Below are 25,987 nucleotides of genomic sequence, written 5' to 3' on the forward strand. Positions count from 1 at the left end.
TGTTATACAGTGTTATATGACGAACGAAGGGTATTGAAAAACTGTTCGCCATTATCCAAAAATTGCCTTTATAGAGATATGCTTATTATGACAGCTATTATGAGCCGAGCATAATAAGGTAGATTATGACGCTAAAATAAATACAGTCAGTTCGGCATGAGAATGGTACGTTAACACTTATGTGCAGTTGGTATAAATACCTAGTACCTGATATTTGTCAGCGTGAGAAAGGATCACGTACGTTTATACCAGTGGCTCTGTGAGTATTACCATCTCTATTTTAAAATGGATGAACGTTATCAAATCCATGTCCAGAACACCTATGTCTCTTATGTAATAAAAGTAATAGAAAGTTTGGTATGTGCAGGCGTAGCGTGTAATATTGCTTATACAGTTTGAGACAGTTCGACGTTTATGAGCATGCTAGTATTGATTGATTTTTGACTATATATCAGCATCTAATAATAGTAATTGAACGCTCAGAGATCATGAAATAAAGCACTATGACCGCTAAGCATGAATAAGAAGCAGACAGCACTTTTGGACAATCGTGAACGTAGCCATCTTTAATCTAAATAAAACCAATAATACAATCCATTTTAATTAACTAGGTATATATGATGAAAAAACAACCAGCACAGTGGTTACTCAGCGCAGCATCCGTAGGCATCGCTGGTATTATACTGACCCAGAGTTATGGTACAGCGGTAGCAGAAACCAATACTGGGGAATTTATACAGACGCCAGAACAAAAAGTCACCACGCGCCAAGTTGCTGCTTTGTTGGATCGTAGTCATTATCTCAATCAATCACTAGACAGTAAAACTGGCAGTGAAATACTTTCCATGTATATCGACAGTCTGGATCCAAACCATACGTTGTTTTTGCAGTCAGATGTGGACGAGCTTAAGAAAAAATACGCCGATGACTTTGGCGCCCGTCTCAAACAAGGTGATTTGTCTGCAGGGGTAGAGGTATTTAACCGTTATCGCAAACGCTCAAATGAGTACTTTGCGATGGCAACCAAGATGCTCAAAACAGATATTAAATTGACGGGCGATGAGAGCATCATCCTTGATCGCGAAAAGCTCAATCATTTTAAGACCAAAAAAGAGCAACGTGACTACTGGGCGCGTCAGTTGAAGTTCCAACTGATCAGTATCACGCTGGGTCAAGAAGACGAAAAAGCCAAAGAAAAAGTTTTTTTAAGTAATCCAGATATTACGCGTGGGCAGGATTTGGTCCGCAATGATGAGCGTACGCCAAGTGAGATTTTGCAAAATCGTTTGTCCCGCCAGCAAGAGCAGTTTAAGCGTCTCACAGATGACGAAGTCATGGAGACAGTCCTAAACACGGCCATGCTGACTTATGATCCGCATAGTAACTACTATGCACCGATTCAAGCGACAGAACTGCAGATTCAATCTAGCCTACAGCTTGAAGGCATTGGTGTCTCTATTCGTCCTGATCGTAAAAATCCAGACTATACTCGTATTGTGACCTTGGTAGATGGCGGCCCAGCGGCCAAATCTGGTCAAATCAAACCGAATGATTTGATTGTGGGTATCGCCAAAGACGGTGAGACTATGACCGATGTGGTGGGTTGGTCTACGCGTGAGATTGTCAGCTTGATTCGTGGCAAACGCGGTACTTCGGTGACGCTAAAATTGCGTCAGCCAAATACACCGGATGCCAGTGCTCGTACGGTCACCGTGGTGCGTGACATTATTCAACAAGAAGAGTCAGGGGTGACCCAGCGCGTCGTAGAAGTACAACGCCCCAATATCGATAAAACACCGAAGCGTATCGGTGTATTAGAGATACCCAGCTTTTACTTGAACTACCGTGCCCGCCGCAATGGTGAAGACTACCGTAGTGTCAGTATCGATACCGAAAAAGCCCTAAAAGAGTTGAACAAAAAGAACATTGATGGCTTGGTGGTTGATCTACGCAATAACCCAGGTGGCTCGCTAGATGAGGTTGCCAAAATGCTGGGCTTCTTTATTAAGAGTGGCCCATTGGTACAAATTCGTGACAATCGAGGCAATATCCAAGTCTATCGCGACAATGACGGCGGTGAGCAGCTCTATAATGGCAAGGTGACTGTCATCACAAACTTGGCCTCTGCCTCAGCCAGTGAAATCTTTGCTGCTGCTATCCAAGATTATGGTAGAGGGCTGGTCGTTGGTAGCACCACAACAGGTAAAGGCTCTGCCCAAATCCAGCTCGATAGTCTGGCTTTGGGTTCTGCTACGTTGACTCAGCGCAAGTTTTATCGTATCACTGGTGGTAGCACGCAAAATAAAGGCGTTGTCCCCGATGTCGAGCTGGTCAATATCTACGATGACGCCACCTTTGGTGAGCGCGCTCAGAAAAATGCGTTACCTTGGGACACTATTAAAACCTCGCCTTATAAGCCTGAAGGCAAGTTCACCAGTGACACCTTGGCGACACTCAATCAGCAATCTAAAATCCGTCAAGAAAAGAGCCCGCAGTTTACGTATTTATCGACGCTCAACGACATACGTAATATGGACGATGAGAAAAAACCAGTTCCCTTAGATATCAATAGTCGCCGTGCTAAGATGCAGCTGATTGAAAAGCGCTCATTAGAAGCTGAGAACAAACGCCTGATAGCGACCGGAGAGCGCCCATACTCTAATTGGAACACTTATCAAGCTGCGATGGATGCCAAGTTTGAAGAGCGCAGTCGTATGAAAGAGTCTGAGCGTCCAGAGTTACCAGAAGACGAAGCATTCATTACTGAAGCCGCTTATATCATGCTGAGCGCTGACCCTCTAAGACCAGTTAGTCCTGAAGAAAAGCTGGCACAAAGCGGATCATAAGAGCGCCCTATAATCCATGTAAGCATATGCTTACATGGATTGACGTTAACACCTCTTACTAACAATGCATCAATCTGCGATTATAACTGTACGGCACGATTGAACGAAACGGTTCATTGATACTAGGGATTGGTATCGTACGGGTCGCACTAGGGATAAGTGGTTTGCTGATTAAGGATAATAAGGCTGGATGCCTGTCAGTTATGAGATACCCCGGGATTAGGTATCACGTAACGTTAACATGGATGGTTAGTAATAAAAGCCGCATGACGCTTGTCGTTATGCGGCTTTGTTACGTTTGGGTATTAGGATAAGCTCTCGTAATTTGTTAAACATGAACTGACAGCATTGCTCTCATCAAATGAATGACCTACCGCTAACGACCAACCACTAATGATAGCTAGTCAAATTCTCAATGATTAATTGATGATTAGCTACTTGTTTGCTATATCCATATTTGAATCCATCCATAACCACTTATAATCATCCATAAAGAAAAGCAATCCGCTATTAAAGCGCATAAAAAAGGCTCAGTAGATATCTCTACTGAGCCTTTGATCAAATAACGGAATCAATCGTCATCCATCACCCAATCATTTCACTATACTCTAAAAAGAGATTAGTGCTCAACGCCACCTGCACCATGTACATGGCCGTGGTTTAATTCGTCTTCAGTTGCTGCACGTACTTCTTGGATTTCAACGTCAAAAGTCAAACGCTTACCAGCCAACGGATGGTTTGCATCAACAGTGACTTCTTGATCGTTTACATCAGTAACAGTTACCAACATTACTTGGCCACCAGCTTCTGACTGAAACTGCATACCAGGCTGGATGTCTTCAACGCCTTGGAAGTTATCACGTGGTACATGTTGTACTGCTTGCTCTTGGTATTCGCCGTAGCCATCAGCAGGCTCAACAACGGCATTCACTCTTTCGCCAGCAGATTTGCCTTCTAGTTGTGACTCTAGACCTGGGATGATGTTGCTGTGACCATGTAGGTACGCTAGTGGCTGACCTTCTGGTGACTGGTCAAGTACATTGCCTTCGTCGTCTTTTAGCGTGTAATTGAATTTGACGGCAGTGTCTTTTGCGATAGTAGTCATAAAATATCCTAAATATATCGATGTAAAAAATTAAATGTGGTTGCAATAAACCTAAAAAAGCCAATCAGCAAGCCAAATAGCCATATCATTAGTCAATTATCATCAGTTTATTAAAGTAACTGTAGCAGTTAGCATCTTTAATTGAGATGGCTCACATAACTTTCAAGGCAAAAAACATAAAAAAATCTAATTAATGCGACAATTTACAATAATAGCTGCTATTTTCTATAGTCAGTTGATAGCTACTGGCTATTTAGGGTTCATAAGTTGCGTTTCTAAGAAACCACTTTTACCATAACGATAAAAATAAGGATGAGAAAGACGATGACTTCATTTGATAAAACGACCGATCATCAGTCAACGAGCGATGTATCAATCAGCCGCGATGACGCACGCATCAATACGATGAGCCATATCTATTACCAATTCGATTTTGCCCGATTTGTTGAGCATTTGGTTGATGTGTCACTGAGTTTTATGGCGACCACTGACGCGCCGCAGCTTTGGTTGCCAGCATGGATACCGGGCAGTTATTTGATGCGCGAGTTTGCCCGAAATATCACAGCGGTCCATTATCGAATCACAGATGAAAACAAACAATCTGACATTTATCGCGCGCAAAAACTGGATAAGCATACGTGGCAGCTGCCTGCGGTCAGTGCAGGGCAAACGGTGGTCGTGGAGTACGAGGTCTACTGTTATGACCTGTCGGTACGTACCGCCTATGTAGATCAGCAGCGTCTATATGGCAACTTTACCTCATTGGCATTGGCCATCGATGGTCAAGAGCACTCACCAGTAGGGGTTAGCTTGATTGTGCCAGACGCATTTATGGCAGACAAAGAGGCCAGTAATGTACTGCTAGCTTGCGGCTTAGCCTCTACTCACATGCATTTTGATAGCAAGCTCGTGAACGAGCAGCAGATGGGTAGCCAGCAACGTTATGAATTACAAGCAGACAGTTATCATGAGCTGATCGATTATCCTTTTGAAATCGCAGAGCAGCAAAAATTTGATTTTATTGTCAAGGATAATGAGCATCAAAAACTGCAACACCACTTTTATCTGTCAGGTAAGCATAGCGCTAACATGGGCAGACTACAGCAAGATGTGACTAAAATTTGTCAGACTTACCTGAACTGGTTGGGTGATGCCCCATTTGATGATTATACTTTTATGACGTTTGCCAGCGGTCAGGATTATGGTGGTCTTGAGCATATCAACTCGACCAGTCTGATTACGCCGCGCCGCGACTTACCAAATGCTGATGAACCAAAAATACCGAGCCCAGACTATCAGCGATTTTTGGGTCTGTGTAGTCATGAATACTTTCACTCATGGTGGGTCAAAACAGTCCGCCCAGATGTCATGATCGATGTTGATTTGCGCCGTGAGGCATTTACACCGTTGCTGTGGGTGTTTGAAGGCTTTACCTCTTATATCGATGATTTTATGCTGCAAGCATCTAGCGTGATTGATAAGCCAAGCTATCTAAAACTGTTGGCTGAGCAAATCAATCGCTACTATCAAACACCGGGGCGTGCGTATCAAAGCGTTGCAGAGTCCAGCTTCGATGCTTGGATTAAGCTGTACCGTACCGATGAAAATACCGGTAATGCGGGTATCAGCTATTACAATAAAGGCGCGCTAGTAGCCCTTTGTCTGGATTTGATTTTGCTAAAAAATACTAGTGGTCGCTATCGTTTATTTGATGTGGTCAAAGCTTTTTATGATAAGGCCAAACAAAATGACAGCAAGCGCATAGGTATAAATAGCACTGATATGGGCGCCGTGATTGGGCAGTTTATGCCAGTGGCAGAGTGGGAGGATTTTGAACACCGTTATGTCAATGGCATTGAAGAGCTGCCTATTGAATCACTACTGATCGCAAACGGTGTCAAAATCCAGTCAAGTACAAAAGAGACAGCCAATAAGCATACACCATGGGGGATGCGCTGTAATGATACCCCTGCTGGACTCAAAATCAACCGGGTGATGCGTAATAGTGTGGCTGCCAGAGCGGGTATTTCAGCGCATGATGTCATTATTGCGATTGATGGTATAAAAGCCGATACCAAACAGTTAGCGGCACTGAGTCATACAAAACGAGCGGTTGATTGTCACTTGTTTCGCCGTGATGAGCTAATGCGTGTGCAGGTACAGCCGAGCACAATCACCGAGGAAAAACGCCAAGACCATATGGGGCGAGAGCACAGTCATGATGACTCATCTCCTTATAAAGTCAGTCTACGTTTGGCAAAAGCCGATAAAGGAGTAGAGAATAAAGAAGATGGTCTACAAGGACAGGCAGGGTGGGAGACGTGGCTCAATGTGATGACGCGTCCACTATCATAAAGGCCATCGTCTAAGATAAAAAATATCATTAAAAAAACCCCTTAACAGGCCATAAAGCTTGTTAAGGGGTTTTGTTTTTAGAGGTTCCAATCATGGCAATCAGGTTTTACTTTGCAGTAGCGTCAATCTTTACATCGTCATTTTTAGCATTGTCATTTTTAACATCACTATCTGGAACTGCTGTGTGTTTAGTATTATCCATCTTCTGATGTGTGGCGATCCAATTTTTCATCAAATCAATCTCAGTCTGCTGAGTATCGATGACATTTTGTGCCAATACGCGCATTTCTTCGTCGGTTCCGTATATGAGCTGAGTTGTTGCCATATTTACAGCAGCAATATGATGCGGCAACATACCGCGCGCAAACGCCATATCAGCAGCAGGATCAGCAATACCCAATGTCATCTCACCATGCATGTCACTCATGCCTTTGGCATAGGCCTGCTGCATTGCCTCAGTATTGGGTTTGGGTTTGGCAGAGTCAGGGTGGCTGGCTAGCCATTTATTCAAAACATCAATTTCAGCTTGCTGCGCTATGATAATGTCTTGGGCAAGTTGGCGCATGGCATCATCAGTACCGTATTTTAGCTCGATTTTTGCCATATCTACTGCACCGCGATGATGCCCTAGCATGCCTTTAGCAAACGCTGTGTCAGGGTCGTTATAATTCATGCCAACCATCATCTCATCGTGCATCTGGCTCATCGATTTGGTGTAGTCTCTGAGTATGTCAGACGTTTTAGATTCATCAGCGACATTGCCACTGTCTGTGAGCGTATCAGCATCTGTACTATCATGCTCGCTATGAGACATATCAGTGACAGGCGTCGTGGCCTCTTCTACAGGTGCTGATTGATTGCTCTCTGTCATTGGCTGACACGCACTCAATATAAGCGCCGCAGAGATGCTAGTGGCCAATAATACCAAACGATGAGAAGCAATCATGACATATCCCTATTATAAAAAACCAAACGATAACTGGACCAAACCCATGGTAATAACTGATGACTGTACATAACCAATGACGTGCTGAATCTTAGCAGATAAACCTTACTCATTCGAGACACGATGTTTAAAAAGTCGTAAAGAGCATTTATTTATCGTGGAAGCTGCGTACAGAAAAAATGTGACGTGTCAGACGCTAGCATTCCTGTTTTAGTTAACCATCTGCCTCTTTAGAGAATAGTTAGTGTGAGGTAGTGGCATATTATACAGTTCGTCGAAAGAAAATTATTACGCTTGCATTAATGAAACAACTTTTGATAGTACGTTTGGAATATTAGTGTCTTGTAAGCCTTCGATGCTAGTAGGGTGAGTAGTTTTTGTATCAAAGCTGTCATGAAAATCACTTTGAACTTGAATTAAGACATCTGGCAACTTATAGCCAATATCATTAAACTGGTCTGCTGTTATATCGATTATGTAGCCTTGGCATAGTAACCATGCATGAGATTGATATAAGTTATTAATAAGGCCCTCACCACATATATACTCACTTTCTATCCCATGAAATTCCAACAGATATAGCCCAATTAAATCCGTAGCATCCCCACAACAACCTCTAGGAAAGCCTGATGAATGATAAAAGCTGGTCATATAATGAAAGTCGGATTTCTTAAAATTCACTAGGATTTTTCGAATTTGGTATATTTCTTTCTCTATCTCTTTATCCAAACGAGACTCCTATTTTCATTCTACGTTATAATAGACCGCTTGTATAAGTCATTGCTAGCCCTAGTAAATCCGTTAGTGAACTAATACTTTTGCAAGAGATTTAATGCTAAAAACATAATTGCAAAAGAACAATATATATTCATTAGTTTCTTCCTCCATATTTTTTGATTCTTAACATCATTTTTAGCAAACTAATGGCTAATACCCAACTGCTGATAGTGCTCGCTATTGAGTTCAATGTGTATAGACTCACCAACGGCCAAATCGCCCAATTCAAACCCTGCCACTGACCAGCGTATCAGACGAAGACAAGGCAGACCAACATGAGCGGTCATACGCCTGACTTGACGGTTTTTGCCTTCATAAATCGTCAGCATAAGCCACGAGGTTGGTATATTTTTGCGCTCACGAATAGGCGGTTCGCGCTGCCATAAGTCCACAGGCAAATCAGCTTCCTCTACCACGACGGCAGTCGCAGGCAATGTCTTACCATCTTTTAGGGCAACACCAGTGGCAAGTTCCTTCAGCTGCGCCGCCGTTACTACTCCTTCCACTTGTGCTAAGTAAGTCTTTGCTTGTTTGCGCTTGTTTCTCGCAAAACCAGCAGCAGAGGGCGGCTGAGTAATGGCTTTGTTGACTCGTCCATCATTGGTCAACATCAATAAGCCCTCTGATGTGGCATCGAGTCTACCTGCCACTCGCAATGACTTATCTGTAAAATACTCCGATAGCGTAGTGTGATCATTATTACTGTCATCTCGGAACTGGCTTTGCACGCCATAAGGCTTGTTAAATAAGACGAGACTAGAGGTCGGCATAAGCGGAAATGTCCTAAATATGAATAAATCAGTTTCATAGGTTATATGAGGTTTATCTGAATGATAGCATGCTCAAATCTTTAAAACTTTTTGGGTTAAGATGCCAAGCTATTATAAAGTGTTTTTTGGCGATTCGCAGGTCGCTCATAATTTCTTCTAATATGAGGCTATAGGATAAGGGTTAGATGAAAGTGGCTGATGGTATCATTAGTGATTGAGCATATAGAGATATAGCTAGTAACGTGTTATGGGATAAAAGTCATTCAAAGTAAGTGGCTAAAAATGCTATTTATAATCATATTAAGATCAATAAGCCAATGATGATTTTCTCCAAAACGACGATATATTTATGAAAGTTATAAAATATGCGCGCCATAAAAAACACCTCAACGTCCTAAGACTATTGAGGTGTTTTCTTTGCTTTGAACTAATTTGATCGCCTTGAAGTAAAAACAAGCAGACGATCAAATGTAATCATATCAGCAAGCTATCCAAACAAACTACAACGATGCCAATGCTTCGTTAAATAGCACGCTTGGACGCATGACTTGCTCAGCGATTTTTTCATCAGCTAAGTAATAGCCTTTGATATCGACTGATTTGCCTTGAGCATCATTGAACTGTTTCATGATAGCAGCTTCGTTGTCTTGCAGCGTTTGTGCAAGCGCTTTGAATTTGGCTTTTAGATCTGCATCTTCGTCTTGCGCCGCTAGCGCTTCAGCCCAGTACATGGCTAGGTAGAAGTGACTGCCACGGTTGTCAATTTCACCGGTTTTACGTGATGGTGATTTATTATTCAACAGCAGTGTTTCAGTGGCTTTGTCTAACGTATCGGCCAGCACTTTGGCTTTGGCATTTTTATCGTTCTCGGCCAAATGCTCCAAAGATACGGTCAAGGCCAAGAATTCACCGAGTGAATCCCAACGCAAGTGATTCTCTTCGATAAGCTGCTCAACGTGCTTTGGTGCAGAACCGCCCGCACCAGTTTCAAACAAACCGCCACCTTTCATGAGTGGTACAACCGATAGCATCTTGGCACTGGTGCCTAGCTCTAAGATAGGGAACAAGTCAGTGAGGTAATCACGCAAGATGTTACCAGTCGCAGAGATAGTATCAAGGCCACGAGCGACACGCTCTAGGGTATAACGCATAGCGCGAACCTGAGACATGATTTCGATACGTAAGCCTTCGGTATCATGATCTTTTAGATACAGTTTAACCTTTTTGATCAGCTCGTTCTCATGTGGACGGTATGGGTCTAACCAGAAGATCACAGGCGTATCTGATTCACGAGCACGGCGTACAGCAAGTTTCACCCAATCTTGGATCGGCTCGTCTTTAACCTGACACATGCGCCAGATATCACCTTTTTCAACACGTTTTTCGAGTAATACTTCATCAGTATCAACATCGACAATACGGGCAATACCAGCATTGCTAGATTCAAACGTTTTGTCGTGTGAACCATACTCTTCAGCTTTTTGAGCCATTAGGCCAACGTTAGGAACGGTACCCATTGTCTTTGGATCAAAGTTACCATGCCATTTACAGAAATTGATCATTTCTTGGTAAATACGAGCAAAGGTAGACTCTGGCATGACCGCTTTACAATCATATAGTTTGCCGTCAGCACCCCACATTTTACCGCCATTACGAATCATAGCAGGCATAGACGCATCGACGATAATGTCGCTTGGCGAATGGAAGTTGGTAATACCTTTAGATGAGTCAACCATGGCCAGACGTGGGCGATGCTCTTGACACGCATGCAAGTCGCGCTCAATCTCTTCACGCTTTGAGGCTGGTAAAGTTGCAACTTTGTCGTACAAGTCAGCCATACCGTTATTGACGTTGATGCCCAATTCGTCAAACGTAGCGCCATGTTTTTCAAAGGCTTCTTTGTAATAGATACGAACGGCGTGACCAAACACGATAGGGTGTGATACCTTCATCATGGTGGCTTTTACGTGTAGTGAGAACAAGATACCAGCTTCTCGGCAATCTTCCATCTCAGTCTCATAAAACTCTAGCAATGCCTGTTTGCTCATCACCATCAGATCGATGACTTCTTTATCTAGCAAGGCAATTTTAGGTTTTAATACTTTTTGGGTACCATCATCTAGCAACAAATCCATACGTACGGTACGGGCTTTGTCTAACGTGATAGACTGCTCGCCATCATAGAAGTCGCCGCCATGCATGTGTGATACGTGCGTGCTTGACCACTGTTTCCATTCACCCATTGAATGCGGGTGTTTACGGGCAAAGTTTTTCACCGCTTTTGGTGCACGGCGATCTGAGTTGCCTTCACGTAGTACTGGATTCACTGAACTGCCTAAGCTCTTGCCATAACGCTTACGGAGCTCTTTTTCTTCATCAGTCTGTGGATCTTCTGGAAAATCAGGTAACGCAAAGCCTTTGCTTTGTAGCTCTTTGATAGCGGCTTTTAGCTGCTGTACAGAGGCACTGATGTTTGGCAGTTTAATAATATTTGTATTTGGGTCTTGCGTCAGACGACCAAGCTCAGCCAAGTTGTCCGGAACACGTTGCTCTTCGGTCAAGTATTCAGGGAATTCTGCCAAGATACGCGCAGCAACAGAGATGTCGCTGGTTTCAACTTCGACGCCTGCAGTTTTGGTAAATGCTTCTACAATCGGTAAAAACGACAGAGTCGCCAGCGCTGGGGCTTCGTCAGTTTTTGTATAAATGATTTTTGACATATTAGTATAATCTTCCTTTAGGCTGTAGTGAATAATAAAGCTCAGAGATAGTGTCGAATATGGGTCAATGATACTATGCAGTAATGAATGATACGCTTATATCAAGTACATCACATGTATCTTTTGAGAGATATTGAGACTGATAATACATTTTGTTTTTCTAATATTTATTACAATGACATTGTAAAATGGTAAGCCAAGACTCTATATCAGAGTGACTTAAAACGGGTCATTGAAGGCATATTATAATCAATCCATGATAAATCCGATAGGATGTCAATCGTATACCATGAACTAAGTATACTGTTTTAGCTTATATCCTATGGTTTCTAATTATATTAAGCTAATAACAACCTTATTCTAACAGTCATCGGCTTCGATATCATCTTTTCCATACAACTACTGTCGTTTCATTGGCTTTTATAATGAGATGGAGAATAGGATATAAGCATCATTATAAAACACAGCCACCTATATTATAGTAGGTGGTTTTTTATTGCATATAGATGAATTTTTGCAAATTGTGACAGCAAACTATCAAAAATTTGCTAGGCTAGGTCACATCAATCGGTTATCGATAAATATATAGCGACTATAATAATGACAAAAAGTATGAGTTTAGAGTATGCGCTGATTAATGATACCAGTTGGCAGAGTCAGGCTGAGTGGCAGACTCCAGACACGCCTTTTATGTCATTCAAATTTTGGCAAGCGTTGGCGGATACCGGTGCGATAGGTGAGCAGGCGGGATGGTTACCGATATTTATTTTGGTACACCGGGTCGCTGACTATGCTGATAGTGAAAATAGCGCCGATAGTTTAATAGACAGCACTGCAGAAAATGCATTGCAACCTGTGGCCGTGATGCCCGTATTTATAAAGGGTCATCATCGCGGTGAGTTTGTATTTGATCATGCATGGGCTGAAGCTTACGCGCGCTACGGCGTGGACTATTATCCGCGATTAGTCACTAGCGTACCCTATACACCAATTACCGGTCAACGTCTGTGGTTGGCAAAAGGTGAAACCTTAAATAAGGATATCCTCAAAACTGCCATCGCAGGTGTCGACGATATCGCTCAACAAGTAGGCGCCTCAAGCTGGCATGGACTGTTTGTCACGCCTGAGCTGGCATCTGCTGCGACCAGCTCTATGCCGACTGAAGTTGATGTAGCGCTGGCGATAGCTGCACAAGAGCGTGGCATAGAATCTGCGCCTATTGAGATGCCAATATTTGAGCGTCAAGGCTGTCAGTTCTTATGGCAAAATAAAGACTTACTTAATGATAGTCAGCCATTTGCTGATTTTGATGCATTTTTGATGACCCTAAAAGCCAAAAAACGCAAAACCATTCGAGCTGAGCGCCGTAAAGTTGTGGAGCAAGGTATCAGTTGCCAGCGTAAGTGTGGATCGGATATTACCGATGCTGATTGGAAAGCGTTTTATCACTGTTATGTAATGACATATGCAGTGCGCGGACAGCAGCCTTATCTGACGATAGACTTTTTTATGGCATTGGCAGAGAGCCTGTCTGCGCATATAATGCTCGCGCAGGCACTCGATGCCAGTGGTGAGATTATCGCTAGTAGTCTGTTCTTATATGACACACCTGATAGTCACAATGTTGATGGTGACAAGGCTGATGACGATGATAATGCCACCTTATATGGTCGTTACTGGGGCGCGCTAGGTGAGTACGACAGCTTGCATTTTGAGCTGTGCTACTATCAAGGGCTTGAGTTTGCTATTGAGCAAGGGCTTAAATCCTTTGATCCAGGTACGCAAGGCGAGCATAAACTGGTACGTGGTTTTATTCCAACGACGACACACTCGTTGCACCGCATCTATGATCCACGTTTTGTACCGGCGATTGGTGATTTTTGTGCCAGAGATCGTGAGCATATGGCACAGTATCGACAGCAGGCATTTGAGGCATTGCCTTTTAATGCGGATAATATGCCGAATTTTGATGTGAATCATTAGTCTTTTGATGTGAACATTTAGTGCCAGCTCCTCTTATTTAATACTTCATAATTAGCCGTTAACTATGTCCAGTACTCAACCCTCTTGCTTTAACAACCTGTCACCTCCGACTGAACTGCTGCCTTGGCTCAATGCTGAAGGCTCTCTCACTGCGATATTAGAGGAGAGAGCAGGACAGCCACTGCGCGTGAAACGCAGTTTTGAGGGTTATCGACGCCTGAGCTTAGTACAAAAAAAGCAACTGGGCTTGCAAGGCAGTATGCTGGGTCGTCCGATGCTGGCATGGGTGCGTGAAGTAGAACTATATGGCTGTGATGAAGCGCCATGGGTGCAAGCACAAAGTGTGTTCCCGCTGCCCAGTTTGCAAGGAAGCGCGCGTCGTCTACAGCAACTCAAAGGCACACCGATTGGCTATGTGCTATTTAAGCGCCGTCGAACATTACCCAATCAGCGTTTTATAGGTCATACCACCGAGGGTTGGCAACGGCAAACGTGTTATGACTGGTATGGGCGCAAGATAATGATCAGTGAAACGTTCTTACCTCCATTTTTATCTAACGAGCTGTAATTTTTTTTTATGCCTTTTTCAGTATAAAAAGGCAGTTAAGCGAAAATTCTCAATGGGTAAATCCTTTATTTTATTGGCTATTTATCTGCGTTATATGACCATTTAATTCACTCATCTTAAGGTGAGGTTTTTTTGCGTTCGCAGCACAATTTTTCATGTTACACTTAATCTTTCGCAGTGATATCGATGCAAATGTATATCGGTTTTATTGACGAATCAGTCAAGTTAATAGCAGGCCATTCGCCTGTGTTTGCTCTTATTTTATTCTTTGCTAATAGACGCTATTCACAATAATGGTCATACCATAAAATAGATGGTAGAAAGACAACAGATTGTAGAAAAACAGAGTGCAGAGGTATCAAACATATCTCGAGCGACGTTGACGCAGTAGTTGTTTTATTGTGGGCAGGCTATCAGCTTCTTTTCAATGACATTTTTTCAATGACAGTCACTACTTAGGACATCACTATGTTTAAAGATATTTCTATCAAAGATTTTGATCCAGTACTTGCTGAAGCGATGGCCGCAGAAAGCGTTCGTCAAGAAAACCATATCGAATTGATCGCGTCTGAAAACTACTGCTCACAAGCAGTGATGGAAGCGCAAGGCACTGACCTGACTAACAAGTACGCAGAAGGCTATCCTGGCAAGCGTTACTACGGTGGCTGTGAGCATGTGGATGTCGTTGAACAATTGGCCATTGACCGTGCAAAAGAGTTGTTCGGTGCTGAGTACGTCAACGTTCAGCCGCATTCTGGTAGCCAAGCAAACTCTGCGGTATTTTTAGCATTGCTAGAAGCAAATGACACGGTATTGGGCATGAGCCTAGATGCTGGTGGTCACTTGACGCATGGCGCACACATCAACTTCTCAGGTCTGAACTACAATGCCGTACAGTACGGTTTGGTAGATGGCACTGGCTTGATTGATTATGACCAAGTAGACGCTCTAGCGCGTGAGCACAAGCCTAAAATGATTATTGCTGGTTTTTCGGCATACTCACAAGTAGTCGATTGGCAGCGTTTCCGTGACATCGCGGACGAAGTCGGCGCTTACCTGTTAGTCGATATGGCTCACGTTGCAGGCCTAGTTGCTGGTGGTGTTTATCCAAACCCAGTACCTTTCGCTGATGTGGTCACAACGACTACGCACAAAACCCTACGTGGCCCACGTTCAGGTATGATCTTGGCACGTGATGAAGTGCTGGCCAAGAAACTAAACTCTGCCGTATTCCCGGGTAACCAAGGTGGCCCGTTGATGCATGTCATCGCGGCAAAAGCCGTTTGCTTTAAAGAAGCATTAGAAGCCAACTTCTCTACTTATCAGCAGCAAGTGGTTAAAAATGCTAAAGCCATGGCAAAAGTCGTTCAAGATCGTGGTTATGAAGTTATCTCTGGTGGTACTGAAAACCATCTCATGCTGATCAGCCTCGTTAAGCAAGAAATGACGGGTAAAGAAGCGGACAAATGGCTTGGCGACGCTCACATCACTGTGAACAAAAACGCCGTACCAAACGATCCAAAATCTCCGTTCGTAACGTCTGGTATTCGTATCGGTACGCCTGCGATTACTACTCGCGGCTTCAACGAAGCACAAGCGGGCGAGTTGGCAGGTTGGATCTGTGACGTACTAGACAGCCGCGGTGATGAAACGGTTGCTACTGAAGTACGCGCTAAAGTAGAAGCGATTTGTGCAGAGTTGCCAGTCTATGCTAAAAATCAGTAAACTTTAGAATGGTAATAAAAAAACCGCTAAGCTTTTGCTTAGCGGTTTTTTTGTCCTTACGCTTTACCAATAGTAGATCATTTGACGCAAACCTATGTTGATGTGGTCATCTCGCCCTTTGAATTATATTTAGGTTTGTTATTTATACTGAAAATATTACCGACATTTATCGATAATTATAGTGAGCTTGGTTGAGTTTAGCTATCAGCTTCAAAGCGCTAAGTTGATGTTTAATTAAGAAAAATATGTAAATGTTTTTGTTTATATAAAAGTATTAGTATATAGTTGGCATTGAACATCGAGTAATAATACTAATACAAATTATAATAAATAATTACACTTTGTATTAGTATCGCTGTAATTGATTGAATAATTATATAAATATTATTTTCACTAAAGGGATTTACATGAAAAAACAATCTTTAGTCGCAACGATGCTATTACTTAGCACTACTCTTGCGCAAGCAGCAGAACAACAAGGAGGTCTAGCAGCATTTGGTACGGGCCTAGATGCCTTTATGGCCAATATATTTGGCTGGTTTGTCGATCTTATTTTCTTTTCAGTACCTCTTGGCGACGTAAGCTTTCCGCTAATTGTAGGTTGGTTATTGGTTGCCGCCTTAGTCTTTACCTTTTATTTTGGCTTTATTCAGTTTCGTCATATAGGACTGTCTTTGGATATTGTCAGAGGCAAATATACTGATCCAAACCCTGCTGTCAAAGAAGAAGGCGAGGTTAGCCATTTTCAAGCACTAGCCACTGCTTTGTCAGGTACGGTTGGTCTTGGTAATATTGCAGGTGTCGGTGCAGCACTCGCTATTGGTGGACCTGGCGCTACCTTTTGGATGATTATGGTTGGTCTGTTCGGTATGGCGACCAAGTTTGTAGAGTGTACGTTAGGTGTTAAATACCGTACGGTACTACCATCTGGCGTCGTATCAGGTGGCCCTATGTACTACTTGAGCCGCGGTATGGCTGAACGTGGCATGGGTGGATTGGGTAAGGTATTAGCCGTCGGTTTTGCCCTTATGTGTATATTGGCCACTTTTGGGGCTGGTAACATGTTTCAGGGTAACCAAGCCTTTGCAGTCATGAGCTCTACTTTTAGCATTCCAACGGATTACAGTATATTCTTTGGTATTGGTTTGGCTCTTTTGGTTGGTTCGGTCATCCTTGGTGGTATGCCTAGCATTGCCGCAGTGACCGAAAAAGTTGTACCTTTTATGGCTTTGTTGTATATCACAATGAGTGTCATCGTACTGGCGGCTAACTTTAATCATATCGGCGCCGCATTTGGAGAGATTTTCACAGGTGCCTTCACAGGTGCTGGTGTTGCTGGTGGTTTTATTGGTGCGTTGATTCAAGGGTTAAAACGTGCGACTTTCTCTAACGAGGCGGGTGTTGGTTCAGCCGCTATTGCTCACTCCGCAGTAAAAACAAGTGAGCCTGCTACTGAAGGTTTAGTGGCTTTGTTAGAGCCTTTCATTGATACAGTTGTTATCTGTACTATGACGGCGCTCGTTATTACTATCTCTGGGGTGAACACCGCAGCAAACTTGCAAACGCAAGCGATCACTGGTGTGGATCTAACCCGTGCCGCCTTCATGGAAACAGCACCAATTTTCCAGTACTTCTTAGCGGTAGCGGTACTATTGTTCGCCTTTTCAACGATGATCTCATGGTCATACTATGGTCTAAAAGCTTGGACTTATCTGTTCGGTGAAGGTAAAGCTGGCGAGATGATATACAAACTTATCTTCTTGATTTTCGTTGTTATCGGTACTATCGTACAGTTTAGCTTCGTTATCGACTTCTCAGATGCGGCTCTGTTCGCTATGGCTATCTTTAACATCATCGGTCTATACTTCTTAATGCCAGTTGTGAAAAGAGAGGTTAATTCTTTCGTGGCTCGTGTGAAAAGTGGTGAAGTTAAAAAGTATAAATAATGGGTTTGATTGAACACTTTATTATAACTTGATAATTAAAAAAGCCCGCCAATATTAGTCTTGGCGGGCTTTTCTATGTCTGGCATTTGCTAGGCGTTTTTTTTGTTTTTCATTGAACCAAGCTTTGCGCTACGGCAGCATTAGCCTACATAAACGGCAACTTCGTAAATATCTGCAAGACTGTCGCATTGACGATATCAACGAAGAATGCACCAACCATAGGTACAATCAAAAATGCCTTAGGCGAGGGCAGATAACGGTCAGTGACTGCTTGCATATTGGCAATCGCAGTTGGTGTTGCACCCATACCAAAACCGCAATGACCTGCTGATAGTACCGCAGCATCGTAGTTTTTGCCCATGACCTTAAAGGTAATGAAATAAACGTATAAAATCATAACGAATGTCTGTACCAGTAAGATTATGAGTACAGGGCCTGCTAAATCTGTCAATTCCCATAGCTTTAACGACAACAATGCCATGGCCAAAAACAGGCTCAATGACGCATTGCCAATCACATCAATGGCGCGGTCAAACATATCAAAGTTGAATATCATGGTTAATGAATTACGAAGAATCACACCGCCAGCCAATGCCCATACAAAGGTAGGTAGCTCAAATGAGGTACCTTCAGCAACGATGGTCATTAAATCAGCAAATGCTAGAGCACCAGCAAACAGCGCTAAGGTTTCAATGGTAGATGATGCCGTAATGAGGCGGATGTTGTCTGGTTTCTCAAACATCTCTTGATTGTCACTGGCTTCTTTTTCACTGTGCTTGGTGCTGTATAGCGACTGCGCGCCTGCTACTTTTTCAACATCACTTGGATTGAGGTTGGCAGGCGTTGGCTTTAAGCCAAGTTTATTGATCAGCCTACGTGCCACAGGGCCACCCACGATACCACCTGCGACCAAGCCATAGGTCGCAACAGCAATGCCTAATGTCGTCGCGCCTACCACGCCATACTCTTGCTCTAGCACAGTACCCCATGCGCCAGCGGTGCCATGACCGCCTGTAAGCGCGATAGAGCCTGTGACCAGACCTAGCAATGGATCAAGTCCTAATGCACTTGCCATTGTCACGCCAACGACGTCTTGCAGGATAATAAATACTGATACCACAATAGTAAAAATCAATAACGGAGTACCACCTGCTTTTAGTCGACCAAAATCAGCGCTCAGACCGATAGAGGCAAAGAACATCAGCATGGTGGCTGTCTGTAAGCCCTGATGAAAATTAAAGCTGTAGCCCCAAATAAAATTAAGGGCATACACAATGACTGCCGCAATCAATCCACCAGCGACAGGCTCTGGAATATTAAAGTCCTCTAAAAACTTGACTTTCCTTACCAAAAATCGTCCAAGCAATAGTACTAATGTGGCCAATATCAAGGTGTAATAACCGTTTAAAGTAATCTCCATACGTTAATCCTTTCTATAAAATAAATTAACCTGAATTCGGGATAAATATGGCTTTATCTCGAATTCAGGTTTCTATGATGACAAATAATGATCGGTGACGAATCTTTTGACAGTTAGACTAGATTTCATCCTCAGGTGGCACAATAATCCAGAGTTCTGGTTTGCCGAAATCTCTATAGGCATCTTCGATGAGGCTCTTAAAAACATTGAAGTCTTCGGTATTTATCCTCTTCACCACCGTCAAATCAAGCGTTAAGTGCACCACCTCGCTATCTGTCAGACAGTCCCATGCGCTGTCCCAATTGTGCGAAAAGTAACTGGGAAAATCACAGGCGTGGCCTAGACTCGCCAGTAGCATGGTTTTATCCACTGTGTCACCCACGGGTATGGTAACAGCCTGAGGAGGAATGCCCGCATGTAGTGCTGTACCGTTTTGGTTAATGTGGTCTTGATTAACGTAGTGGATGGCTCGGTTCTTACTTTCTTGATTAATATTTTCTTTTTTCATATCTGCTCGTTCCATGTTAGGGCACCTGCAGTTTTTGAAAACTATCGTAATGATCGACAGTTAAGTAATAGACGGCAGGCGGATATCCACCTGTGACGATACGGCGCGGTCCGCGATGTGAGACACCAGGAGTGGGTACAGTATATTCATGGTAATAGCCTTGCGACTGAACAGGCAGCTTGCCTTCACGATTATAAAACGTTGTGCCGTCTTTATTGGGATAAGGAAACGGCCCGCCTTGCTGAATAAGGGTGATGGTTTGGTCTATTTGTGCATCACCCGTTATGGCAGAACCAGAAGCTGCTTGGGTTGTGTTGCCAGATGCGGTTTGCGATAGGGTGGTTGGGGCGACATCATCTGCAAAAAGGGTTGATTTTAGATCATCAAAGAAATAAAAAGCGACGGCGATAATCGCGATGAGACTCATCAAGGTAGATAGGGGGGTTTTTTTAGGTCGACTACTGTTATGTGGTTGAACCTTGCTGTTATTTCTCGTGTTTTGGTTCCGTGCATTACTACTATTAGTTATAGGCTTAGGTAAACCATGATTAACATCGTCTTGAAGACTGAGGTCAGTAGAAGTGACTTCAGTGGCTCGCAATTGGTTTTTCTCATTGCGTTTGCTATTGAAATAAACGGTCTGACCCTCCTCTATAGGCTGTGACAACCGTACTGTACTCACATGAAAAAACACGTCTTCGCTTTGGTTGTCTACATCAATAAAGCCGTAGCCTTTGTCTTTATTCCAATGTTTAATCTTGCCACTCTGCATGATTGTGCCATCCTAGGTAATTGACATTAAAAAAACGCCAGCACGGTAGCTGACGTTCTTGGTTGCTTAACTTAAGCATTAATCCTCATGTTAGTAAAGCATTCTTGCATTACCTACGCACGGGTTTCGCCATGACCATAGACGATCCACTTTTGCGACGTCAGACCTTCGAGTCCGACAGGGCCGCGCGCATGGATTTTATCAGTCGAGATACCAATCTCAGCACCAAGCCCGTATTCAAAGCCATCTGCAAAGCGGCTAGAGGCGTTAATCATCACGCTGGCTGAATCCACTTCACGGATGAAGCGTTGCGACTTGGTATAGTTATCAGTGATGATGACATCGGTATGATGGCTGCCGTGCGTATTGATATGCTCAATGGCTTCGTCAATACCTGAGACGACTTTTACCGCTAGGATAGGCGCAAGATATTCGGTATCCCAATCTTCAGTCGTAGCAGCGGATAGATGACCTTTAAGCGCAGCATTGTCATTTAAGACAGCTTGTGATTTGTCATCAAGACGCAGCTGCATTGCGTCATCAGCAGCGATGATGGCTTCTGCAATCTTAGGCAATAGCTTATCAGCGACTGCCTCATCGACCAGTAGGGTCTCCATGGTATTACACGTACCGTAGCGATGAGTCTTGGCATTGACACTGACTTTGATCGCAATCTCAGGATCAGCATCGCTATCAATAAAGGTATGACAGTTGCCGTCTAGATGCTTGATCACAGGGACTTTTGCATCGTTACTGATACGAGCAATCAGACCTTTACCGCCACGTGGCACGATGACATCGACGTATTCAGTCATGGTAATCAGCTCACCAACAGCGGCGCGATCGGTCGTCTGTAGCACTTGTACACTATGCTCAGAGAGGTCGGTATGACTGAGACCTTTGATGATGCACTTAGCAATCGCTTGGTTGGACTCAAAAGCTTCAGAACCACCGCGCAAGATAATCGCGTTGCCTGATTTTAGCGCCAGTGATGCGGCCTCTAACGTCACGTTAGGACGCGACTCATAAATCATACCAACCACACCAAGTGGCACACGCATTTTGCCCAGATGAATACCTGATGGCTGATAGGTCATATCAGTAACTTCACCGATTGGATCAGGGAGACCTGCGACATCTTTCAGACCTTGTAGCATACCGTTAAATCGCGCTTCGTTTAGCTCCAAGCGATCAAGTAGGGCACTATCGAGATTGTTTTTTTGACCATTATCCATATCAATCTTGTTGGCAGCTAGAATGTCTTGCTTAGCATCGACCAGCTCATCATGAATCGCCATGAGCGCAGCGTTTTTATCGCCAGTATTGGCAGCAGCAAGTGCACGAGAAGCGGCTCGAGCTTGTTTACCAACAGACTGCATATAGGTGGCGATATCGGTCGTATTTGATTGACTCATAAATTATTTTCCTTATGTCATATGGATTTTATATAAATAAAAGCGCCTAAAAAGGCGAAAATTTAGCAAAAATAGCAGTTTTTAATGCCTACTTAAATAGCGATAAGGCATTACGCTATTTAACATAGAGCAGATTGAGTCGATAGTAAAGATGATTTTGTGAACAGATTCCGCCCTGTCATAGGTTTATAAAGATTTATTTGAGACGGTTTAGTGAGTCTTAATGAGCAAATTTGCCAAGTTTAATTAGGAGGTTGACACAAGCTTTGAGCGTAGAGCGAGAGGTTTTTGATATAGACACGATAAACAAAGCACACGGTTTTTACGTGCCTTCAACAGAACTGCGCTGTAATTACTAAGGTAGCCGTAGGACATCGTCAGTATAGTAGGCATTAATAAAGCGACGCTATCAATAGATGGCAATGAACCATCCTATGACGAATAATGGAGAATGACATGACTACTAAAAATACGACTTACAAAAACTGGCTAACTGTTGGCCTTGTCGCAGCAGCGCTAACCTTAAGTGCCTGTGGCAAAAAAGACGAGACACCAATGGAGGCTGAGGCTGACACGACTGTCGATGCGCAAACGAGCGTTGAAGAAAACGCAACGGCGACCAGCTCCGATGATGTCGCTGTGGCCAGTGCTGATGATGAGGGTATGGACGTTACTAATAATGATGATGTAGCAGTGGCGACAGCAGATGATGCAGAAGTCATGGATGGTACAGGGGATTCAGAGCATGTTTCGACCTATTAACTGCTGTCAGTACTAGGTATGTCAGCAATTACTCGTAAATGGTCGACTTAGACTCATCAGATAAAACCACGTCTAGTGCGCTAAAGTGATAAAATAAAGCCCAGAGCGATAAACGCACTCTGGGCTTTTTTAGGTCGACTATTTATAATAGTCGCTTATAAAATATCTATCATTAGCTAGTAGTGACTAACTGACTGGTTAAACACAAGATTTGCCTTTTTGCTGTGTAATAAGAGACAATACCGCATTTTTCTCTTTGCCGCCTCAGGCATCGCATTATCACGATAGTGCTACTGACACTATATATACGGCTCTTATTTATTTTTATTCGTGTATTCACTCATATTTATTGGAAGTCTGCTGAACCATGCTTGATACTGCAAAAACTCCGACTCGGCCTATCGCCCTAGACTTACAAGACATCCATAAAAGCTATGGCTCATTAGACGTGCTAAAAGGTGTGTCACTCACCGCCTATGATGGCGATGTTATCTCTATTTTGGGTTCATCTGGCTCAGGCAAATCGACGTTGCTGCGCTGTATTAACTTGCTCGAAAACCCAAATCAGGGCCGCATCCTTATTGGCAATGAAGAGCTGATGCTAAAGCCTAATAAATCAGGTGAACTGCAGGCTGTAGATGTAAAACAATTAGAGAGCTTGCGTGCTCGCGTGGGATTTGTTTTTCAAAACTTTAATTTGTGGCCGCACAAAACTATTTTGCAAAACATCATCGAAGGACCGACGCAGGTTCTCAAGATTAAAAAAGCCCAAGCGATTAGCGATGCAGAAAAGCTACTCGATAAAGTGGGTCTTCTTGACAAAAAAGATGCTTATCCTGCCAACCTATCTGGTGGTCAGCGCCAGCGTGTGGCGATTGCCCGTGCATTAGCAATGCAGCCGCGAGTCTTGTTATTTGATGAGCCCACGTCTGCGCTAGATCCTGAACTGGTCAATGAAGTGCTTGCTGTCATGCGCGAGCTGGCAGAAGAAGGACGTACGATGCTTATCGTTACCCATGAAATGCGCTTTGCCCGTGAAGTATCCAGCAAAGTGGTATTTTTACATCAAGGGGTGGTTGAGGAGATCGGCACGCCTGAGCAAGTATTTGACAATCCTACCTCTGAACGTGTCAAAGACTTTATGGCATCACATCGCCCGACCTAATATGACATTCGTTATTCCTTAATCTTTATGGTGGCAAAGCGTTTGCCGCCATAAAGATCTTATCAAGCTCAAATCCAAATTCAAAATACAGCATCTGCTAATACTTAGTAACGGCTGAGTCCTGAAAAAACCATATTATAAAGCAGTATAAAATCACTTTATCGTAACTATTGTTGGCTGTTTATTGCTTGATGATATCTGTGAGTATGCAAAACGTTTGTTTTTGATATTTTAGTCAGGTATTATCAAAAGGTTTATAGGTAGTCAATATTAGCGACTGCCTATATATTCTGCTATCTATATTGCTTGTCTGGCAGGGACGTCAGAGAACAAAGTATTAGAACCCTAAGTCAGAAAATCCTATCAAAACTTATGTCAAAACCCATCAGAATTTAAGGAACGTATGATGTCGAATTCTCGCCTACTTTGGTCGTCGATGACCATGACCGCTGCATTAATGCTGAGCGCCTGTAGTCAACCTGCCGATGAAGCCACCGATGCCAACGCTGACACAGCTGCTGCAGAAACGACTGGCAAAACCATTCGTATTGCAACCGAAGGTGCTTACCCTCCGTTTAACTACACCAATGCTGATGGCAGCTTGGCAGGTTTTGATATCGATGTTGCCAATGCTTTGTGTGACCAGATGCAAGCCAAGTGTGAAATCGTCGCTCAGGATTGGGATGGTATTATCCCAGGACTATTGGCACAGAAATACGATGCGGTAATAGCCGGCATGTCTATCACGACTGAACGTCAAGAAAAAGTTGATTTCAGCGAACCGTACTTTGCCAATACCATGGTATGGCTAACTAGTAATGATGGTGGCTTTGATCCTATGGCGATCAGCAACGTCACGCTAGGCGGTCAACGCTCTACGACGCCAGGTGCTTATCTGCAAGATAACTACGAAGGCAAAGAAGGCAACACCGTTCAATTGTATGACAACTATGACAATGCTTATTTGGACCTAAAATCTGGTCGTAGTAATGCGGTTTTGGCTGAAAAAGTATCTGCAAAATCATGGTTGGCGGACAATAAAGAAGGCTTTGGCGTTGTTGGTGATGAGATTGATAACGATGACAATATTGCTATCGCTGTGCGTAAAGGTGACTCACTCAAAGCAGACTTTGATAAAGCATTGAGCGAAATCCGTAGTAACGGTGAGCTTGCACGCCTTGAGCAGAAAAACTTTGGTGAATAAGTCTTAAAGACCGAGCTGAGCTTATGAGTCATATTCATAAGCTGGCTCAGTAATTGGCAAATGACGACACGGTTGATAAACATATTAAGGAATAACCCGTATGACAGTTTCAATGACATCATCAATGAGCAAAAAAGCCTTGTGGCTAGCACCGCTTAGTGCCGCGATACTAATGCTGGCAGGTTGTAGCAACAGCTCAGAACCAACAGAAAGTGCTGCCACGGATACAGCGACCGAAGCCGAAGCACCATTGAATATAAAAATCGCAACAGAATCAAGCTATAAGCCTTTTAGTTATACTGATGCTGATGGCAAATTGATCGGCTATGAGATCGAGCTGGTTGATGCTCTATGTGCACAAATGAAAGCCAAATGTGAAGTCATCTCTCAAGACTGGGATGGTTTGATTCCAGGTCTAAATGCCCAAAAATTCGATGCGACCATTGCTGGTATGTCTATCACGCCTGAGCGTAAAGAAGTTGTTGATTTCAGTGACCCGTATTTCCATAGCGGTATCATCTTGATCGGTAAAAAAGGCGATGATTTAAGCATTGATTCGCTAGAAGGACAACCGGTAGCATCACAGCGCTCAACCGTGGCATCACAGTATCTACAAGACGAGCATGCATCTGCTGATATCAAACTATATGACACTCAAGACAACGCTTATCTAGATCTGACTTCAGGTCGAGTACGCGGCATGATGTCTGATAAAGTGACGGGTATCGACTGGCTAAAAACAGACGCTGGTAAAGACTATGAAGTCAAAGGTCAAGAAATCAGTACCGATGATGATGCGATGGGCATAGCATTCCGCAAGGGCGATCCATTAGTCGCAAAATTTAATGCAGCATTGGCTGAGCTAAAAGACAATGGCACCTATGATCAAATCACGGGCAGCTATTTCGGTACCAGCTCAACAGCTGCGGCAAGTAAAGCGGTCGTTAATGATGTCACCGACGTTGCTACAGAAGAAGCGCCAGCTAACTAATATGTGTTT

At 43.4% G+C, this 25,987-nt stretch carries 19 protein-coding genes; 10 read left to right on the forward strand and 9 right to left on the reverse strand.

The annotated features are described in order from the left end of the window. The first annotated feature begins 620 nt into the window (after positions 1-620). Complete coding sequence (locus tag IP485_RS05460) at positions 621-2,846, forward strand: carboxy terminal-processing peptidase (RefSeq protein ID WP_198326351.1); 2,226 nt, start codon at positions 621-623, stop codon at positions 2,844-2,846. Positions 2,847-3,465: 619 nt separating this feature from the next. Here IP485_RS05460 and IP485_RS05465 read toward each other — a convergent pair. Further along, positions 3,466-3,951, reverse strand: a complete 486-nt coding sequence (locus IP485_RS05465; protein ID WP_194363616.1) for an FKBP-type peptidyl-prolyl cis-trans isomerase — start codon at positions 3,949-3,951, stop codon at positions 3,466-3,468. A gap of 324 nt (positions 3,952-4,275) precedes the next feature. Between IP485_RS05465 and IP485_RS05470 the strand changes: the two genes are divergently transcribed. Continuing rightward, positions 4,276-6,306 carry a M61 family metallopeptidase gene (locus IP485_RS05470; RefSeq protein ID WP_198326352.1) on the forward strand — a complete coding sequence of 677 codons (2,031 nt, stop codon included), beginning with the start codon at positions 4,276-4,278 and terminating at the stop codon, positions 6,304-6,306. Between the two features lie 106 nt (positions 6,307-6,412). Here the strand turns inward: IP485_RS05470 and IP485_RS05475 are convergent, their stop codons facing one another. The 4 genes from IP485_RS05475 to IP485_RS05490 all read right to left on the reverse strand — a co-directional run bounded on the left by IP485_RS05475 (position 6,413) and on the right by IP485_RS05490 (position 11,519). Next, positions 6,413-7,252, reverse strand: coding sequence for a DUF305 domain-containing protein (locus IP485_RS05475; protein ID WP_198326353.1), 840 nt, complete (start codon positions 7,250-7,252; stop codon positions 6,413-6,415). Positions 7,253-7,540: 288 nt separating this feature from the next. Then, positions 7,541-7,981 carry a hypothetical protein gene (locus IP485_RS05480; RefSeq protein ID WP_198326354.1) on the reverse strand — a complete coding sequence of 147 codons (441 nt, stop codon included), beginning with the start codon at positions 7,979-7,981 and terminating at the stop codon, positions 7,541-7,543. Between the two features lie 191 nt (positions 7,982-8,172). After that, positions 8,173-8,799 carry a pseudouridine synthase gene (locus tag IP485_RS05485; RefSeq protein WP_198326355.1) on the reverse strand — a complete coding sequence of 209 codons (627 nt, stop codon included), beginning with the start codon at positions 8,797-8,799 and terminating at the stop codon, positions 8,173-8,175. 500 nt (positions 8,800-9,299) lie between these two features. After that, the gene (locus tag IP485_RS05490; protein ID WP_198326356.1) at positions 9,300-11,519 is read right to left on the reverse strand and encodes an NADP-dependent isocitrate dehydrogenase; all 2,220 of its coding nucleotides are present in this window, start codon (positions 11,517-11,519) and stop codon (positions 9,300-9,302) included. A gap of 612 nt (positions 11,520-12,131) precedes the next feature. On the opposite strand from IP485_RS05490, the gene IP485_RS05495 reads away from it, so the two are divergent. The 4 genes from IP485_RS05495 to IP485_RS05510 all read left to right on the forward strand — a co-directional run bounded on the left by IP485_RS05495 (position 12,132) and on the right by IP485_RS05510 (position 17,741). Beyond that, positions 12,132-13,502 (forward strand): GNAT family N-acetyltransferase, encoded by a 1,371-nt coding sequence (locus IP485_RS05495; RefSeq protein ID WP_198326357.1) that lies wholly within the window; start codon positions 12,132-12,134, stop codon positions 13,500-13,502. 64 nt (positions 13,503-13,566) lie between these two features. Further along, complete coding sequence (locus tag IP485_RS05500) at positions 13,567-14,070, forward strand: chorismate--pyruvate lyase family protein (protein WP_198326358.1); 504 nt, start codon at positions 13,567-13,569, stop codon at positions 14,068-14,070. Between the two features lie 468 nt (positions 14,071-14,538). Next, entirely contained in the window at positions 14,539-15,795 is a 1,257-nt protein-coding gene (gene glyA / locus IP485_RS05505; protein WP_198326359.1) for a serine hydroxymethyltransferase, read from the forward strand. Positions 15,796-16,202: 407 nt separating this feature from the next. Beyond that, positions 16,203-17,741: an alanine/glycine:cation symporter family protein gene (locus tag IP485_RS05510; RefSeq protein WP_198326360.1), complete on the forward strand. Its 1,539-nt coding sequence runs from the start codon at positions 16,203-16,205 to the stop codon at positions 17,739-17,741. Between the two features lie 145 nt (positions 17,742-17,886). Here IP485_RS05510 and gltS read toward each other — a convergent pair whose 3' ends face one another. The 4 genes from gltS to IP485_RS05530 form a co-directional block, all read right to left on the reverse strand. Beyond that, on the reverse strand, positions 17,887-19,161 hold the full coding sequence (gltS, locus tag IP485_RS05515; RefSeq protein ID WP_198326361.1) for a sodium/glutamate symporter: 1,275 nt from the start codon (positions 19,159-19,161) through the stop codon (positions 17,887-17,889). A gap of 118 nt (positions 19,162-19,279) precedes the next feature. After that, on the reverse strand, positions 19,280-19,669 hold the full coding sequence (locus tag IP485_RS05520; protein WP_198326362.1) for a barstar family protein: 390 nt from the start codon (positions 19,667-19,669) through the stop codon (positions 19,280-19,282). Between the two features lie 16 nt (positions 19,670-19,685). After that, positions 19,686-20,441, reverse strand: coding sequence for a ribonuclease domain-containing protein (locus tag IP485_RS13865; RefSeq protein WP_198326363.1), 756 nt, complete (start codon positions 20,439-20,441; stop codon positions 19,686-19,688). Between the two features lie 113 nt (positions 20,442-20,554). Beyond that, positions 20,555-21,856 carry a glutamate-5-semialdehyde dehydrogenase gene (locus tag IP485_RS05530; RefSeq protein WP_198326364.1) on the reverse strand — a complete coding sequence of 434 codons (1,302 nt, stop codon included), beginning with the start codon at positions 21,854-21,856 and terminating at the stop codon, positions 20,555-20,557. Positions 21,857-22,312: 456 nt separating this feature from the next. Between IP485_RS05530 and IP485_RS05535 the strand changes: the two genes are divergently transcribed. The 4 genes from IP485_RS05535 to IP485_RS05550 all read left to right on the forward strand — a co-directional run bounded on the left by IP485_RS05535 (position 22,313) and on the right by IP485_RS05550 (position 25,978). Continuing rightward, positions 22,313-22,618, forward strand: a complete 306-nt coding sequence (locus IP485_RS05535; protein WP_198326365.1) for a hypothetical protein — start codon at positions 22,313-22,315, stop codon at positions 22,616-22,618. A gap of 367 nt (positions 22,619-22,985) precedes the next feature. Next, entirely contained in the window at positions 22,986-23,783 is a 798-nt protein-coding gene (locus IP485_RS05540; RefSeq protein WP_194363630.1) for an ABC transporter ATP-binding protein, read from the forward strand. 403 nt (positions 23,784-24,186) lie between these two features. Continuing rightward, positions 24,187-24,987, forward strand: coding sequence for a transporter substrate-binding domain-containing protein (locus IP485_RS05545; RefSeq protein ID WP_198326366.1), 801 nt, complete (start codon positions 24,187-24,189; stop codon positions 24,985-24,987). A 100-nt stretch (positions 24,988-25,087) separates the two neighbouring features. Beyond that, positions 25,088-25,978, forward strand: coding sequence for a transporter substrate-binding domain-containing protein (locus IP485_RS05550; RefSeq protein ID WP_198326367.1), 891 nt, complete (start codon positions 25,088-25,090; stop codon positions 25,976-25,978). Positions 25,979-25,987 lie beyond the last annotated feature (9 nt).

The sequence above is a fragment of the Psychrobacter sp. NG27 genome (genome assembly GCF_016106655.1).
In the GTDB taxonomy this organism is placed as follows: Bacteria; Pseudomonadota; Gammaproteobacteria; order Pseudomonadales; family Moraxellaceae; genus Psychrobacter.

Excerpts from the sequence above, each read along its gene's own strand:
- IP485_RS05490 (WP_198326356.1), bottom strand. The coding sequence starts at position 11,519 with ATGTCAAAAATCATTTATACAAAAACTGACGAAGCCCCAGCGCTGGCG.
- IP485_RS05495 (WP_198326357.1), top strand. The coding sequence starts at position 12,132 with ATGAGTTTAGAGTATGCGCTGATTAATGATACCAGTTGGCAGAGTCAG.
- IP485_RS05500 (WP_198326358.1), top strand. The coding sequence starts at position 13,567 with ATGTCCAGTACTCAACCCTCTTGCTTTAACAACCTGTCACCTCCGACT.
- glyA (WP_198326359.1), top strand. The coding sequence starts at position 14,539 with ATGTTTAAAGATATTTCTATCAAAGATTTTGATCCAGTACTTGCTGAA.
- IP485_RS05460 (WP_198326351.1), top strand. The coding sequence starts at position 621 with ATGAAAAAACAACCAGCACAGTGGTTACTCAGCGCAGCATCCGTAGGC.
- IP485_RS05510 (WP_198326360.1), top strand. The coding sequence starts at position 16,203 with ATGAAAAAACAATCTTTAGTCGCAACGATGCTATTACTTAGCACTACT.
- IP485_RS05545 (WP_198326366.1), top strand. The coding sequence starts at position 24,187 with ATGATGTCGAATTCTCGCCTACTTTGGTCGTCGATGACCATGACCGCT.
- IP485_RS05520 (WP_198326362.1), bottom strand. The coding sequence starts at position 19,669 with ATGAAAAAAGAAAATATTAATCAAGAAAGTAAGAACCGAGCCATCCAC.
- IP485_RS13865 (WP_198326363.1), bottom strand. The coding sequence starts at position 20,441 with ATGCAGAGTGGCAAGATTAAACATTGGAATAAAGACAAAGGCTACGGC.
- IP485_RS05550 (WP_198326367.1), top strand. The coding sequence starts at position 25,088 with ATGACAGTTTCAATGACATCATCAATGAGCAAAAAAGCCTTGTGGCTA.
- IP485_RS05535 (WP_198326365.1), top strand. The coding sequence starts at position 22,313 with ATGACTACTAAAAATACGACTTACAAAAACTGGCTAACTGTTGGCCTT.
- IP485_RS05470 (WP_198326352.1), top strand. The coding sequence starts at position 4,276 with ATGACTTCATTTGATAAAACGACCGATCATCAGTCAACGAGCGATGTA.
- gltS (WP_198326361.1), bottom strand. The coding sequence starts at position 19,161 with ATGGAGATTACTTTAAACGGTTATTACACCTTGATATTGGCCACATTA.
- IP485_RS05475 (WP_198326353.1), bottom strand. The coding sequence starts at position 7,252 with ATGATTGCTTCTCATCGTTTGGTATTATTGGCCACTAGCATCTCTGCG.
- IP485_RS05540 (WP_194363630.1), top strand. The coding sequence starts at position 22,986 with ATGCTTGATACTGCAAAAACTCCGACTCGGCCTATCGCCCTAGACTTA.
- IP485_RS05530 (WP_198326364.1), bottom strand. The coding sequence starts at position 21,856 with ATGAGTCAATCAAATACGACCGATATCGCCACCTATATGCAGTCTGTT.
- IP485_RS05465 (WP_194363616.1), bottom strand. The coding sequence starts at position 3,951 with ATGACTACTATCGCAAAAGACACTGCCGTCAAATTCAATTACACGCTA.
- IP485_RS05485 (WP_198326355.1), bottom strand. The coding sequence starts at position 8,799 with ATGCCGACCTCTAGTCTCGTCTTATTTAACAAGCCTTATGGCGTGCAA.